Raw genomic sequence first — 14,279 nt, 5'->3', positions numbered from 1 at the left:
ACCTCGTGGATAACGAAAGTGGGGCTTGCTGCAGCGCAACCAGATGCCATATTCCGCGTTATCGCCTCATCACGGAGGTTGCCGCATGCCCTACGCGCTGTTTTCAAATTCGGTCAAAGTCAGTAAGGCCTTCCCCAACAAATCCGATGTCTGGCGGCATGCCGTCGAGAGTGGCTTGGTGATGGAAGTCGGCCTGGGCGAGGAAGATCCGCCGCGTCGTCTTCTCGATATCGGCTATGCGATCCACGCATGTGCTGCCGATCCAGTCGAGAAATCGGCCGTTACAGGCATGAGCGAGCACGACATCAGCCAGATGATTGCCGCCTGTCAGCTCAATCAGCGGTCCGCAGCCGCCGCATCGTAAATTCAATGTCGCCGTCTGGCAGCTCGCGCCAGCGCTCAACTTCACTCATGTAAGCCTGCTTCGGAAACCGGTCCAAAAACGCCCGCGCCGTCTTGCGGGCGTTTTCGCGTGGCTGTGTGAAGCTCTCGCGCACATAGCCGTCATCGATGGCACGCCGCTGCTGGCGCGCGGCCATTCTCTCCGCCAGATCGCGCGGTGTTCCCGGCATTGCTGCTACTCCGGACACAAGCAACGTCTGATAGATTGTCACGGATGACCGGCAGATCAAGCGTCATGTTTCACGGCGCGACAGGTTTGCGCTCAGAAGAAAGGGCGCACCGATCACTCGGCGCGCCCCTTCCCTGTTCTCGCTGAACCAGGCGCCGAGACGCCCTTCCGAAGCTCAAAGAGTGAGCCTAGCGGGCGGCCTCAGCGAGGTGACAGCGCTTGGAATTAGACACTGGACCACCTCCTTTCATTGTTCGTGACAGCCTGAGTATAGGAAAGATTCGCGCCGTGTTAAGGGGCGCGATCCAGACGAGCCATGCAATCTCGCACAGGGCGCGCGAGCCAGCCGCCGTTGTGAAGGCTTGGCCATGCATGCATCATCTTTCTCTGCTGTTGCTCCGCGCATCACCTGAGCGAGCATTGGACAGCGGTAAAATCAATCAAGGACGGAAGCGACCATTGGGCTTGCCCCACCTTGTCCATTAGGTCCCTTCCCCGATGTCCAGCAATCTCGACGCCCGGCCGAAAGGCGTGATGACGCGTCGCGCTGCCATTATTTTTCAGATCGCAACCCTCGGCACTGTCGCCATGTTCGCCAGCGCACCGACACCACTCTACCGGATCTATCAGGACCACTGGCACCTCTCGCCGGTCATGGTCACGACGGTGTTCTCCGCCTATGCGCTCAGTCTGCTGGTTGCGCTGCTGACGGTCGGGGGATTGTCGGATTATATCGGTCGCCGACCGGTGATGTTCTCGGCGCTGATCCTGAATGTCGTGGCACTCCTGGTTTTCATTACCGCAGATTCCGTCGTGGCACTGATCACCGCCCGCACCATTCAGGGATTTGCAACCGGCATTGCCTTCGGCACCATCGGTGCTGCCATGCTCGATCTGAATCGCGCGCACGGATCGTTGATGAACAGCCTGACGCCTGTAACGGGCACAGGGATCGGCGCGTTGCTATCCAGCGTACTCGTCAGCTACGCGCCAATGCCGACGCAACTGGTCTATCTGCTGCTCCTCGTAGCAACGCTCATACAAACCATTCTGCTGTGGTGGATGCCGGAAACGGTTGCGCGTCGTCCCGGCGCATGGGCGTCGCTCCGACCGATCGTGACCGTACCGCCTCACGTGCGACAACCCTTGACCCTGGTCTCGCCGGGCAACATCGCCGTCTGGGCGTTGGGCGGGTTCTACTTGTCGCTGATGCCCTCGCTGCTCCGGCTCATCACCGGATCGAATTCGCCTCTCCTTGGTGGACTCGCCGTGACAGCGCTGACCTTGAGCGGTGCCGCCTCGATGCTGGTGGCACACAAATGGCCCGGCACCACCATTCTGGTCCGCAGCATGGCGTGTCTTATTCTCGGCGTGCTGATCACGCTGGGCGGGGTCTACACACAAAGCGTCCCACAACTATTGGTCGGCACGATCATTGCCGGCTTTGGCTTTGGCGCCGGATTCTTCGGTAGCATCCGGACCGTTGTGCCGCTTGTCCCCGCGCATGAACGCGCTGGATTGCTCTCCGTAATTTTCATCATCTGCTATCTCGCCTTCAGCCTGCCGACTATCGTCGCAGGCTTGGCAATCCCGACACTCGGCCTGCCGCTGACGCTTGATATCTATGGCGCAGTGGTGATCGTCCTCGCGGCGATCTCGCTGATCGCCGCACTCGCATCGAGCCGCCGGGCGTCGTGACCGGCTATGTCATGCTACCTGGCATGAAACAACGGATCACTGTGCCGGACGAACCCTGTATCGGCCACACCATGGTGCGACCGACGCGGTTCGGCACCGTGATGACAGCTTCGTCAGGTACGTCGAGCCACATCCCGTCGATCCGCACCTTGTAGTGCCCGCTGTTGGATTCCCAATCCACATCGCTGACGGCGCTGCCGTCTGCATCGGAACAACACGGACCCTTGCCGCTGCGCAGACTATCGAACCAGGCTTTCAGATCGGGGCTGGTATTGGCGAATTGTCCGCGATCGCGCGCTGCGACCGATTGCATCAGCGGCACAGATAACAGAGCCGCAACACACAAGGTCGGCACTCTCAGCTTCAGCCTGCCTGCACGACGCCGGACGCGTCGATCGTGAGAGATAGTAGTTGGCGAACACGGCGCGTCGGCGCCGGAAGTCATCCAGTCGCTCATTTGCTTGCTCCAGCCCCCGGCCGGCACAATGATGTTCAGGTTTGTCGCGGGCAACGTGCCCGCCTCTTCCGTAGTCACTCACGCAAAGCGCATCATACGACTATCGAAGAACGGCTGCGCTTCAACTTCGCGACAGACGCCCAATCAAACGATAGGCGATTCTCCATTAGCACCGGCAGGCTCTCTTCGCACTGCAGCGAATTTGTGGTGATAACTTCAATGGCAGAGGTATTTAAGAACGCCCTCGTCGCGAAGTGCCAAGGCGGCAAGCGAGCGCACCTGCGTCACTCGGTCTTTCGCTCGTGCACCAACAGCGCCCGCGAATGCGTTGACGTTGGTATACGGTCTTTGCAATACTTCTGATTGCGCAACCAAGGGACGGGTTTGCGCCATCGGGCTATTATGAAGAATGGACTCTACTCGATCCATGTCGAGCTTCTCGACGGGCGTTCAGGCAAGGGCAGCGGTGTTGTAACCTTTCGCGAAGGCGAACTGCTCGGCGGCGACGCGTACCTGTTCTACGTCGGTACCTATGTTCTCAACAAGGAAGCCGGCACCTTCAAGGGCGAGGTTTCCGTCATGCAGCACACGCCCAGCCCTGACATGAGTCCACTGTTCGGTGGCCAGAGCCAACCGGTCGGCATCGGTCTGTCGGGTACTTTCACGGATACGTCGGCGACGATGAACGGCACAGCGCTCGTCGGCAAGCACAGCCAGATATTCCGCGCGACACTGCGCAAGCTTGCGGAATTTCAGCAGTAGCAGCGTCCGCTATTCCGCAGCCATCTCCAGCGGCGCGACGCGCGGCAGGATGATCTGGATGCGCGTTCCCTGCCCCGGGTCGGACTGCAGATGCAGACGACCACCGAGGCGGCTGGTGACGATGCTGTAGACGATGTGCAGACCCAGGCCTGTGCCACCCTGATCCCGGCGCGTCGTGAAGAACGGGTCAAAAGCACGCCGCCGGACCTCCGGGCTCATGCCGACGCCGTTATCCGCAAAAAGAATTTCCACATGATCGTTGCCGGCTTCCTGCACCTTGATCTCGACCGAGCCACCATTGCCATCGGGGAAAGCATGAGCGACGGAATTGAGGAACAGATTGGTCAGCACCTGACCATACGGACCCGGATAGCTGTTCATCGTCAATCCCGGCTTGCAGTCGACCGAAAGCGCCAGCTTCTGTTTCCGTAATCCTGGCTTCAAACTCATCACCACCTGCTCGGTGAGATCGGCGAGATCAAAGACGCGCTGGTCCGAGTAATTGCGGTCAGCGGAAACCTGCTTGAACGACTGGATCAACTCAGCCGCGCGATTAAGATTGGCGACCAATTGTGCCGCCGCGTCGCGGTTGGACTCGATGAATTCAGTCAGGGTCGAGCGGCGCAGCTCGCCGCGCGCAACCTCCTCGCCGAACAGCGCGATCTTGCGTTCCAGCGATGACGCCACGGTCAGGCTGATGCCCACTGGATTGTTGACCTCATGGGCCACGCCGGCAACCAGCCGCCCAAGCGCCGCGAGCTTCTCCGCCTCGATCAGCGAATTCTGCGTCTCACGCAGATTGCGTAGCGCCGTTTCGGCGGCGTCCTTGGCCTTGAGCATCTCCTGCTCGCTGCGCTTGCGCTGGCCGATATCGAGCGCCACGGTCACGATGTTCTGGATATCACCATCGGTCGTCAGCAAAGGCAGCTTGTTGACCAGCCACTGCCGCATCACACCGGCAGCGTCCTTGTACTCTTCCTCGTAGAAACCGAGGCCCTTCCTGGTCGCCAGCACCATCTTGTCAGGCGAGTCGGTCTTCGACGCGCCAAAGCGCATCATCAACTCGCCAGTGGTTTTCCCAATCGCCTCACCGGGCTCGATGCCGAAAATCCCCGCCATATACCGGTTCATCAAGACGTATCGCAGATCGGTGTCTTTTACGTTGATGACGGCAGGAACGGTATCGATGACCTGCTGCAGCAACCTGCGACCTTCCCTGATCGCGGCTTCGGCATGTTTCTGGTTGGTGATGTCGCGAACTGTTCCCTCATAGCGCACAACCTCGCCATTCTCGTCGCGGACCGCCGTGGCGCTGTCGGACAGCCAGAGGACCGTGTCGTGCCGTTGACGGACCTGATACTCGAATTCGCGCACCATTCCGTCGCTTGCCATGCGCTGCTGATACTCGGCGCGCGCCGCGGGATCGACATAGATGTTGCGCGAGATATCCAGCGTGGCGCGGATCAGGTCTTCCGGTGAATCATACCCCATCATCCGCGCCAGTGCCGGATTGGCATTGAGCAACGCACCTGCCGGCGTCGTCACATAGATGCCATCGACGGATCCTTCAAACAGCTTGCGATAACTCTCTTCCGCCAGCCTCTGCTCGGCCAACGCATGCAAGGCCGCCTCGCGCGCGGCATCGGCATCGACCAGCGTCTTGCGGAACACCTCCGCGGCGCGCGCAATGTCACCGATTTCATTCTCCAGATCCATGGCCGGGATCGGCGTGTGCTTGGCGCCGCCAGCTAGTGCACGGATCGACTTGGCAATCGCCTTCAGCGGCTTCACGATCCGCCGCACCACGAACAGTGCCGCCAACAGCCCGACCAGAACGCCCGCCGTGCCAAGGATGATGCTTTGCCATCTTGCCTCGGTCAGCGTGCGCGCGAACTCGCGCGACAGCACCCGGCCACGACGGGCGCTAAGCTCCCGCAACAATTCGGTCACCCGGCCGATCAGGCGGCCTTCCGCCCCGAGCACATCCCTGTCGAGATCGGCGATCTCGCTCTCGGTTTCCGAAATCGATATGATTGCATCGGTGTAGGCATCGGCGGCCGCACGAAGCGCGGGCGTGCTGATCGGCAGCGCACGCATGCGCTGGGCGGCCTGCTCGGCTCCGATCGGATCGCGCGCCAGCAAAGCCGCCGCGATCTCGTTCTGCGCCCGGAACATGGCCTTGGCGGCATTTGAATTCGTCACATCCGGAACGGCGTTCTCGAATTGCTCGCGGAGCGGCGGGAGCGTCGCCAGCATAGCGGAGCGACGTGCGATCAGCGATGAGACGCGCTCGATCCCTTCGCGGTACTTGGTCAACCGCGCGTCGACACCGTCGATCATGTCGCGCTGCTCGGGCGCAAGCTCGATCCGGGTCTTCTTCAGGAGATCGCCGAGCGCCGTGGCAGCCTGCGAGACCTTTTCCGGCTGTGCATCGGGATCGGTGACGAAATCGCGTGCAGCCAGCCGCAGGCTGATGAGGCGGCGGTCGATGTTTTCGGCCAGATCGCCGACGCTCTGCAGCCGCTCAAGCTCGGCGAAGGTATTGTCAATATGACGGATCGCAACCACGCTGGCGATGCTGGTGATGAGGATCACCGTCAACACCAGCAGGAACCCGCTGAAAGTCAGCTGGCCGATCGAGAGCGAGGACGATCGGACCCGCTGAAAGAATGCCGCAATGGCAGAGGACATGGTTGTGGGACCGGACTTCAGAGCGTCCCAATATATCCCGACTTCAGCCGCCGGGGGAACATGCTGGACGGCCCGATCGGGCCGAACCGTCCAGCATGGTGTTTATTTCGGCCTAATCGCGTCGGCTGTACCCTGGATGAAGGCCTGGATCTTGACCACATCCGCTTCCGTGAGCTTGCCGGTAAAATCAGGCATGCCCTTGTCCTTGAATGGCCCGTTGAAGACGATGTCCTTCAGGTTGGTGATGGTCTCGGTGGGGACATAGCCCAGGTTGGGCACATTGCCGCCCTTATCCACGCCGGGCACGCCGTGGCAGGTCGCACAGGCATTAACGTAGATCGAAGTCCCCTCCGGCACGTGAGCGGGATCGTATTTGACCCCGGTCAGCAGATTGCCGATCTGGTACTTGGTAAAGGCTGGCAACGGCGCCTTGCCGCCAATGGCAAAGGTGTAGACCGTGCCGGGCGCCTCACGATCCGTCGCGCGCTGGGTGATGCCGAATACGCCGCCCCACCCGACCGCCACCGAGACGTATTGCACGCCATCGACCATATAGGTCGCAGGTGCGGCCACCACGCCGGTGCCGACCGGCGTCTCCCAAAGCTTCTCACCTGTCTTGGCGTTGTAGGCGATGAAGCGGCCGTCCGCGGTCCCTTGGAACACGAGATTGCCGGCCGTCGTGAGCGTACCGCCATTCCAGGGGGCGATATACTCAGCGCGCCAGGCTTCTTTCTGCTTCACCGGATCCCACGCAATCAGGCGACCGAATGGCGGGTTCTTCGGCGGCGCGGCATTGAGCGAGAAGCCGACATTCCAGCCGGTGGTACCGCCGAACTTGTTCGAGCCCGGCGCATTCTGCACCAGCGTTTTCTCGCCAGTGAGGTTCAGAGGCACGCCCTGCGCCGGCAGATAGACCAGCCCGGTTTGCGGATTGAACGACATCGGATGCCAGTTATGGGCACCGAACGGTCCGGGAATGCTGTCGAAGGATTTGTCCGGCGAGCGGGCTTCCGGGACCTCGATCGGACGACCACTGGCGTCGTAGCCGGTGGCCCAGTTTACATCGACAAAGTTCTTGGCAGAGATGAACTTGCCGTTGGTGCGGTCGATGACGAAGAAGAAGCCATTCTTCGGCGCGTGCAGCACCACCTTGCGCGGTGCGCCGTCGATGGTGAGATCGGCCAGGATCATCGGCTGCGTCGAGGTATAGTCCCAGTTGTCGCCGGGCGTTTCCTGATAGTGCCAGAGATATTTCCCGGTATCGGCATTCAGCGCGACGATCGAGCCGAGATAGAGATTATCGCCGCCTCCCGGACTGCGCAGATTGCGATTCCACGGCGAGCCGTTGCCGGTGCCGATATAGACCATGTTCAGGTCGGGATCGAAGGTGATCGTATCCCAGGCCGAGCCGCCGCCGCCATTGACCCAGTATTTGCCGGCAGGATCCCAGGTCTTCGCCGCGGCAGCCATCGAGTCGTCCTCGAACGGCTTGGCCGGATCGCCGGGCACCGTGAACCAGCGCCATGCCTGATTGCCGGTCTCAGCGTCATAGGCCGTAACGTAACCGCGCACGCCATATTCGGCGCCACCATTGCCGATCACCACCTTGCCGTTGAACACGCGCGGCGCGCCGGTGATCGTATAGGACATCTTGCGGTCGATGACCGTGTCCTTCTCCCAGACCTTCGTGCCGGTCGCGGCATCCAGTGCGACCAGCCGGCCGTCATAAGCCCCCACGAACACCTTGCCCTTGTAGAGCGCGACGCCGCGATTCACGACATCGCAGCAGCCACGATAGCCCTTCTCGCGATCTACGCCGGGATCGAAGGTCCATAGCCGCTTGCCGGTCCGGGTATCGACGGCATGCACCACGCTCCATGGCGCCGACACATACATGATGCCGTCCACCACAAGCGGCGTCGCTTCGACGCCGCGGATGGATTCCAGATTGTACGTCCACATCAAGCCGATATCTTTGACATTCTCGGCCGTGATCTGATTGAGCTTGCTGAAGCGCGTCTCGGCATAATCAAGGCCGTAAGTCGGCCAGTCCTTGGACGTCGCCGTATTGGCTGTGATCGCGGCACTATCGATTGCCGATGTAACCGCCTTTATGTGATCCGGTGTGCCCTTGGTCTGTGCGTTGGCGGCACCGCCCAACAACGTCGCGCCGAGCGCTACTGCGATGGATGTTCGGAGCCAACGGTGCAGTATTCTATGTGAGTTGAGTGTCCCGTTGAAAAATGGACGCAAGGGCGCGCCCCGACGAGCAAGCTGTCTCATGCATTTCACTCCCAATGGCCTCTGGCGGGCCTGTCGCGATGTTACGCGCAGGAGTTGAATCGTCAACAGATGAGAACAGTTCCAGATTTTTCTCTGACGCGTTTTGCATCGCAAAGATCGCGGAGATCTTTTGAACCATCTGGTGAGATATAAGCGATCAACCGCGCTTGCCCGCCCCTCACCCATCGTTATGATCGCTCGACAGAGATGCGCACAGCATCCGCAGTATCGAGGGGAAACGCCATGAACATCACGCAGGGCCTGCGCCGTGCGCTGCAAACCAGCCCGCAGACAATAGCTACTATCGACGGCGATCGCCGCCGGACATGGCGCGAGGTTGGAGACCGCGTCGCGCGGCTCGCCGGTGCGCTGCAAAAGCTTGGCGTCAAGCATGGCGACCGCGTGGCGGTGCTGATGCTGAACTCTGACCGCTATCTCGAACTCTATCTGGGTATCGCTTGGGCCGGCGCTGTGATCGTGCCGACCAATGTGCGCTGGAGTCAGGCCGAAATTCTCGACTCCCTGCTCGACTGCCGTGCCACGGCGCTCGTCGTCGACAGCGCCTTCGCCGCCATGGGCGTCGAACTCGCTAAGGCCATGCCGCTCACGCTGGTCTATGCGGACGACGAAAAAGGTCCCGCGGAAGCGCACAACTACGATGAGCTGGTCCAATCGACAGAGCCCGTGCTGGATGCGATGCGGACACGCGAGGATCTGGCGGGTATCTTTTACACTGGCGGCACCACAGGCCGTTCCAAAGGCGTGATGCTGAGCCACGGCAATATCATGAGCAACTCGCTGCACATGATGAGCGAAGGCCTGCTGCCCTATGGCTCGGTCTATCTCAACGCCGCACCGATGTTTCACGTCGCCAATGGCGGCGTGATGTTCACCTCGCTGGCCTCTGGCGGCACCAATGTCATCGTCCGGATGTTCAATCCGGAGTTGGTAATGCAGACCATCGCCCGCGAGAAAGTATCGGCGACGTTGATCGTCCCGACCATGATCCAGATGCTGGTCGATCACCCCGCTTTCGCGACCGCCGATCTGTCATCGCTGAAAATCATGATGTATGGCGCCTCGCCGATCAACGACGCGCTGCTGAAGCGTGCGATGGCGGGCATGCCGGGCACCGAATTCCATCAGCTCTACGGCATGACCGAACTGTCGCCGCTGGCGACGCACCTGCCGTGGGATCAACATTTCGGCGAGGAAGCCACCGCCAAGAACCGTCAACGCGCCTGTGGCCGCGCGGCGATCGGCTGCGAGGCGCGTATCGTCGACGCCAATCGCAAGCCTGTGCCGAATGGTGAAGTCGGCGAGGTCGCGGTCCGCGGCCAGAACGTCATGATGGGCTATTGGGAGCGACTGGAGGAAACCGCCAAGGCCGTGATCGATGGCTGGATGCATACAGGCGACGGCGGCTACATGGACGATGAAGGCTACATCTATCTCGTCGACCGGATGAAGGACATGATCATCTCAGGCGGCGAGAACGTCTACTCCACCGAGGTCGAGAATGTCGTCGCACAACACCCGGCCGTGGCGCAATGCGCCGTGATCGGCATTCCCGATTCGCAATGGGGCGAGACCGTACACGCCTTCGTCATTCCGAAACCCGGTGCGAGTGTCAATGCCGGCGAGATCATCGCTTTCTGCAAGGAGAAGATCGCCGGCTACAAGTGCCCACGCAGCGTGGACGTCCGCAGCGAGCCCTTCCCGCTGTCGGGTGCCGGCAAGGTGCTGAAGCGCGAGTTGCGGCGGCCATTCTGGGAGAATGCCGCAGCGGCGCCGCAAGCCAGGGCGGGATAGGCCCGAACTCTACGGCGCACCGGTGAGCTCGAACACCTCGCCGTCATAGCCGGCCTCGATCGGAATCCGCAACTGGCGCTTGTCGCCATCGCGCGTGACGATGGGTGTGACGCTGACGATCGTACTGCGGCTCGCGTCGTCAAGTGCCCCCGCGACGCTGGGCTGCTTGCCGAGCTTGATCAGATTCCGCGTGGTCGGGAACGGCAGCGTGAAACGGCCCGATGCGCCGCCTTCCAGCGCTTCGCGTGGCGACAGCCAGATCGAATCCGTGGACTCCTTGCCGTCATGCATACCGACCTGTTCAGGCGGCGCCTCGGCGAGAAAGAACCAGGTGTCGAATCGCTTCTTCATGCCCTCCGGTGTGATCCAGTGCGCATAGGGCACGAGCAGATCGAGCGCGAGCCCCAGATCGTTCTCGGCAATGATATCGGCGAATTTGACCTTGCCCTCATTCAACGCATCGCGATGCTGATCGGCGATGGTGCTCGCCTTCGTCGCAGCGATCAGGTCGTTAGAGCCGCGCGGTCGCGCCAGCAGGATGCGGCTTTCCTCGAACGTCTCGCGGATCGCGGCGATCTTGAATGCCAGCATGTCGGGATCGAGGCCGTCACCGCCGCTATATAGGTTCGGCTGCGTACCGATCTCGCGATCTCCGGCATCGACGCTGCCGCCGGGAAACACCAGTGCGCCCGATGCGAATTCGATCTGATAGTGCCGCACCATCATGAAGACGTCGATGGCGTCGGTTGCACCCTTGCGCAGCAGGAGGATGGTGGAAGCAGGACGCACAACGCCGGGCTCGCTTGGCATTCAGTTTCTCCCTGATCGGCATTCTTTGATGCCTGTTGTGCCGGCGATCGCCGACCTCTCGTTTGTCATGCCCGGACTTGATCCGGGCATCCATCTTTTACTTGGCAACCCTGAAGATGAATGGCCGGGTCAAGCCCGGCCATGACACCTCTGGGGAGTTATTAACCCGCAGCACTCGACTGCGGCGCGATGTTCGCGCGTTTGTCGTAGCGCGCGACGCGCGAGAGGAGATAATCGACCTCCGCCTTCGCCTGCGCCGTGATCGCCACACCCGGCTTGCGCTGCGCGCTTGATGCAATAACACCACGCTTCTGCAGCACGTATTTGCGGACTGCCAGACCAATGCCGAGCTGCTGCTCGTAGCGGATCAGCGGCAGATGAGCATCGAACAGATCGTGCGCCTTGTCGCGCTCGCCCTTCTTCGAGAGATTGACGACGTCGATCAGAAGTTCAGGGAAGGCATAACCCGTCATCGCGCCATCAGCGCCGCGTTCCATTTCGAAATCCAGGAACACGCCGCCATTGCCGGTGAGGATCGAGGTTTCGCGCAAGCTGCCGTCCTTCTGGAAGTTGCGCAGCGCGGTGATCTTCTCCAGGCCCGGCCAGTCCTCGTGCTTCAGCATCACGCAGGACTTGGAGTCCATGATGATCTTGCGGATCACGGCGGGGGTCATCACCACGGTCAATGTCAGCGGATAATCCTGCAGCACCCACGGAACGTCGTCGCCGATGGCCTCGACAGCGCCCTTGAAATAGTTGGTGATCTGATCGTCGGTGCGCAGATGCGGCGGCGGGGCGATCATAACGCCGGCAGCGCCGGCATCCATCGACTTCAGCGCCAGCGAGCGCATGGCGGCAAAGCCCGGCGCGGAAACGCCGACGATGATCTGCATCTTGTCGCCAGCACGCTTGATGAAGCGGGTGGCCACGGCCTCGGACTCGGCCCCCTCCAGCTTCGGCGCCTCGCCCATGATGCCGAGCACGGTCACACCGTTGCAGCCGACCCGGGCATAGAAATCCGTCAGGCCGTCGATCGATTTGTCGTCGATGCGGCCGTCGTCGAGGAACGGGGTCGGTGCGATGGCGAAGGTGCCGGCGGCTTTGGCGGTCAGTTTCATCATGGGCCTCTGTGAATGGATGCCGGCATTCTACCGGGAAATATCCGGTCTGTCCGCCCGAACCGGACCCAACTGCCCCTCAAAAACGCCGTGCCCCGTGCTGGCTCGCCTCCTCCGAGAAGAATATCTCGCCGGCATGGGTCACCACGTCCTGCGCGCTCCAGCCGTCATGGGGCGGCTTCCAGCCTTCCATTTCCATCATCTTCATCTCGCGAACGCCGCGCGGGCCGGACACGCCGAGAACCTTGCCGGTCTGGCTGCCGGAGAGATCGCTGACCATGTAGAGCACCGCCGGCGCGATACCGTCCGGACCCAGGGCCGCGCCGGGATTTTCGATATAGCGCGGCAGGTCCGCGGTCATCCGCGTCAGCGCGCCCGGCGCCAGCGTCCACACGCGGATATTGTATTTGCGACCCTCGATGGCCAGCACATTGGACAGGCCCCAGATGCCGCCTTTGGCCGCGCCGTAATTGCTTTGGCCGAAGTTGCCGATCAGGCCGGAAGTCGAGGAGGTGTTGACGATGACGCCGCCGCCGTTTTCCTTCATCCATTTGAAGGCCGGCTGGGTGACGCAGAACGTGCCTTTGAGATGCACCTTCATCACCTTGTCCCACGCCGCCTCGGACGCCTTGGCGAAGGTCTGGTCCAGCAGGATGCCGGCATTGTTGACGAGGATATCGACCTTGCCGAACGCCTTGATGGCATCGTCGAACACCGACTGGCCGCCTGATATGGTCGAGATGTCCGAGCCATTGGCGACCGCCTTGCCGCCGGCTTTGGTGACGGCGTCGACGACTTGCTGTGCCATCGAGAGATCAGAGCCTGAACCATCGCGCGGGCCGCCGAGATCGTTGACCACGACGGATGCGCCTTCGCTCGCAAACAGTTTTGCGTAGGCTTCACCGAGGCCGCCACCGGCGCCGGTGATGATGGCGACCTTGCCGTCGAGAAGACCCATGACGTTCTCCCTGCGTGGTTTTTTGTCTTCTACTACGCAATCGACGTTGCGTTTGTTTTGTCGTCCCCGCGAAGGCGGGGACCCATACACGCCGTAGCGCTAGTTGAAGCGAGGTCGTGGTGGCTCCGCCGTTTCGACCGCGCTGCCTGAGGCTATGGGTCCCCGCCTTCGCGGGGACGACAGCCGAGAGGTTTAAGCCAGCACCGTCCTGCCGCTCTTGATCACGGTGACGCCGCGTTCCTTCACCTTGGCCTCGAACGACACCACGTTGCCGTCCTTCCACAGATCCATGCTGACGGTTTCGCCGGGAAACACCGGCGACGAGAACCGCACCGCATGCTGCTTGAAGGCGGAGGGATCGTAATCGGCATAGGTCTGCAGCACGCCGCGGCAGGTGATGCCATAGGTGCACATGCCGTGCAGGATCGGCCGCGGGAAGCCGGCGCGCTTGGCGAATTCCGGATCGGAATGCAGCGGGTTGCGGTCGCCGCACAGGCGATAGATCAACGCCTGATCGGGCCGCGTGGTGATATCGACCGTCTTGTCCGGCGCGCGCTTCGGCATCGCATGCGGCTCGGGCTGGCCTTCGGACTTGCCGCCGAAGCCGCCATCGCCGCGGGCGAAGCGTGAGGCTACCAAAGTCGCCAGCGCCTCCCCAGCTTCATCGCGCAGAATGGTCTGGTGCAGGATCACCGCGCCCTTGTCGGCGCCCTTGTCGAACACGCCGAGCACACTGCTATCGGCAGTGATCTTGGCCGCGACCGGCAGCGGCTTGTGGAAGGTGATGTCGCGCTCGCCATCGACAACGAGCAGCTTATTGAGACCCATCTCGCCCGGGCCCGAGCCCCATGCGGCAACCGATGCATAGGTCGGAACGACGTTCAGCGGACGCGGCGTATAGGTGCCTTCATTGACGAAAGCGAGTTCACGCTCGTCCATCGGATCGGCGCCCATGCCGATGCCGTAGGCGTAGAGCATCACTTCGCGATCGGTCCAGGAGTACTTCTGGCCGATATTCTTCATCGCCATCAGGGCTTCGTAGTTGATGGGCATTTGAGTTCGCTCCTCGATTGTTCTTTTTGCTTTGCGGCGCCGATAATTGCGCCCTCTCCCCTTGCG

Annotated in this window: 12 protein-coding genes; 4 read left to right on the top strand and 8 right to left on the bottom strand. The window is 61.5% G+C overall.

Annotation, left to right across the window (positions count from 1 at the left end; translation table 11 throughout):
- Nucleotides 1-25 precede the first annotated feature (25 nt).
- Nucleotides 26-364, top strand: coding sequence for a hypothetical protein (locus AB8B02_RS08390; protein ID WP_320443929.1), 339 nt, complete (start codon nucleotides 26-28; stop codon nucleotides 362-364).
- On the opposite strand, the gene AB8B02_RS08385 is transcribed toward AB8B02_RS08390, so the two are convergent.
- Complete coding sequence (locus tag AB8B02_RS08385) at nucleotides 333-572, bottom strand: hypothetical protein (protein WP_093758827.1); 240 nt, start codon at nucleotides 570-572, stop codon at nucleotides 333-335. The genes AB8B02_RS08390 and AB8B02_RS08385 overlap by 32 nt on opposite strands.
- A 497-nt stretch (nucleotides 573-1,069) precedes the next feature.
- On the opposite strand from AB8B02_RS08385, the gene AB8B02_RS08380 reads away from it, so the two are divergent.
- Complete coding sequence (locus AB8B02_RS08380; protein ID WP_439063676.1) at nucleotides 1,070-2,269, top strand: MFS transporter; 1,200 nt, start codon at nucleotides 1,070-1,072, stop codon at nucleotides 2,267-2,269.
- Nucleotides 2,270-2,273: 4 nt separating this feature from the next.
- Here AB8B02_RS08380 and AB8B02_RS08375 read toward each other — a convergent pair whose 3' ends face one another.
- The gene (locus AB8B02_RS08375) at nucleotides 2,274-2,726 is read right to left on the bottom strand and encodes a hypothetical protein (protein WP_439063675.1); all 453 of its coding nucleotides are present in this window, start codon (nucleotides 2,724-2,726) and stop codon (nucleotides 2,274-2,276) included.
- A gap of 402 nt (nucleotides 2,727-3,128) precedes the next feature.
- On the opposite strand from AB8B02_RS08375, the gene AB8B02_RS08370 reads away from it, so the two are divergent.
- Nucleotides 3,129-3,488: a GrlR family regulatory protein gene (locus AB8B02_RS08370; protein WP_089267259.1), complete on the top strand. Its 360-nt coding sequence runs from the start codon at nucleotides 3,129-3,131 to the stop codon at nucleotides 3,486-3,488.
- 9 nt (nucleotides 3,489-3,497) lie between these two features.
- Here the strand turns inward: AB8B02_RS08370 and AB8B02_RS08365 are convergent, their stop codons facing one another.
- Together AB8B02_RS08365 and AB8B02_RS08360 are read right to left on the bottom strand one after the other, a co-directional pair.
- A complete protein-coding gene (locus tag AB8B02_RS08365) occupies nucleotides 3,498-6,179 on the bottom strand; it encodes a PAS domain S-box protein (protein WP_439058168.1) in 2,682 nt (893 codons plus the stop codon).
- Between the two features lie 102 nt (nucleotides 6,180-6,281).
- Nucleotides 6,282-8,342, bottom strand: a complete 2,061-nt coding sequence (locus tag AB8B02_RS08360; protein WP_439063674.1) for a PQQ-dependent dehydrogenase, methanol/ethanol family — start codon at nucleotides 8,340-8,342, stop codon at nucleotides 6,282-6,284.
- Between the two features lie 363 nt (nucleotides 8,343-8,705).
- On the opposite strand from AB8B02_RS08360, the gene AB8B02_RS08355 reads away from it, so the two are divergent.
- On the top strand, nucleotides 8,706-10,274 hold the full coding sequence (locus AB8B02_RS08355; protein WP_439063673.1) for a long-chain-fatty-acid--CoA ligase: 1,569 nt from the start codon (nucleotides 8,706-8,708) through the stop codon (nucleotides 10,272-10,274).
- Between the two features lie 9 nt (nucleotides 10,275-10,283).
- Here the strand turns inward: AB8B02_RS08355 and AB8B02_RS08350 are convergent, their stop codons facing one another.
- The 4 genes from AB8B02_RS08350 to AB8B02_RS08335 form a co-directional block, all read right to left on the bottom strand.
- Entirely contained in the window at nucleotides 10,284-11,084 is an 801-nt protein-coding gene (locus tag AB8B02_RS08350; RefSeq protein WP_439063672.1) for an NUDIX hydrolase, read from the bottom strand.
- Nucleotides 11,085-11,245: 161 nt separating this feature from the next.
- Complete coding sequence (locus AB8B02_RS08345; protein WP_439064612.1) at nucleotides 11,246-12,202, bottom strand: dihydrodipicolinate synthase family protein; 957 nt, start codon at nucleotides 12,200-12,202, stop codon at nucleotides 11,246-11,248.
- A 79-nt stretch (nucleotides 12,203-12,281) separates the two neighbouring features.
- Nucleotides 12,282-13,160 carry an SDR family oxidoreductase gene (locus AB8B02_RS08340; RefSeq protein WP_439063671.1) on the bottom strand — a complete coding sequence of 293 codons (879 nt, stop codon included), beginning with the start codon at nucleotides 13,158-13,160 and terminating at the stop codon, nucleotides 12,282-12,284.
- Nucleotides 13,161-13,352: 192 nt separating this feature from the next.
- A complete protein-coding gene (locus AB8B02_RS08335) occupies nucleotides 13,353-14,213 on the bottom strand; it encodes a MaoC/PaaZ C-terminal domain-containing protein (RefSeq protein ID WP_439063670.1) in 861 nt (286 codons plus the stop codon).
- Between the last annotated feature and the right edge of the window lie 66 nt (nucleotides 14,214-14,279).

This window comes from Tardiphaga sp. 862_B3_N4_1 (assembly GCF_051811085.1).
Classification (GTDB): domain Bacteria; phylum Pseudomonadota; class Alphaproteobacteria; order Rhizobiales; family Xanthobacteraceae; genus Tardiphaga; species Tardiphaga robiniae.
Note: the sequence above shows the minus strand (reverse complement) of the source record. Positions and strands in the feature narration are given on the sequence as shown.

What these genes read in the sequence shown, in the direction of transcription:
- AB8B02_RS08380 (WP_439063676.1), top strand. Translation starts at nt 1,070, where the DNA reads ATGTCCAGCAATCTCGACGCCCGGCCGAAAGGCGTGATGACGCGTCGC.
- AB8B02_RS08345 (WP_439064612.1), bottom strand. Translation starts at nt 12,202, where the DNA reads ATGAAACTGACCGCCAAAGCCGCCGGCACCTTCGCCATCGCACCGACC.
- AB8B02_RS08350 (WP_439063672.1), bottom strand. Translation starts at nt 11,084, where the DNA reads ATGCCAAGCGAGCCCGGCGTTGTGCGTCCTGCTTCCACCATCCTCCTG.
- AB8B02_RS08355 (WP_439063673.1), top strand. Translation starts at nt 8,706, where the DNA reads ATGAACATCACGCAGGGCCTGCGCCGTGCGCTGCAAACCAGCCCGCAG.
- AB8B02_RS08385 (WP_093758827.1), bottom strand. Translation starts at nt 572, where the DNA reads ATGCCGGGAACACCGCGCGATCTGGCGGAGAGAATGGCCGCGCGCCAG.
- AB8B02_RS08370 (WP_089267259.1), top strand. Translation starts at nt 3,129, where the DNA reads ATGAAGAATGGACTCTACTCGATCCATGTCGAGCTTCTCGACGGGCGT.
- AB8B02_RS08340 (WP_439063671.1), bottom strand. Translation starts at nt 13,160, where the DNA reads ATGGGTCTTCTCGACGGCAAGGTCGCCATCATCACCGGCGCCGGTGGC.
- AB8B02_RS08365 (WP_439058168.1), bottom strand. Translation starts at nt 6,179, where the DNA reads ATGTCCTCTGCCATTGCGGCATTCTTTCAGCGGGTCCGATCGTCCTCG.
- AB8B02_RS08335 (WP_439063670.1), bottom strand. Translation starts at nt 14,213, where the DNA reads ATGCCCATCAACTACGAAGCCCTGATGGCGATGAAGAATATCGGCCAG.
- AB8B02_RS08375 (WP_439063675.1), bottom strand. Translation starts at nt 2,726, where the DNA reads ATGAGCGACTGGATGACTTCCGGCGCCGACGCGCCGTGTTCGCCAACT.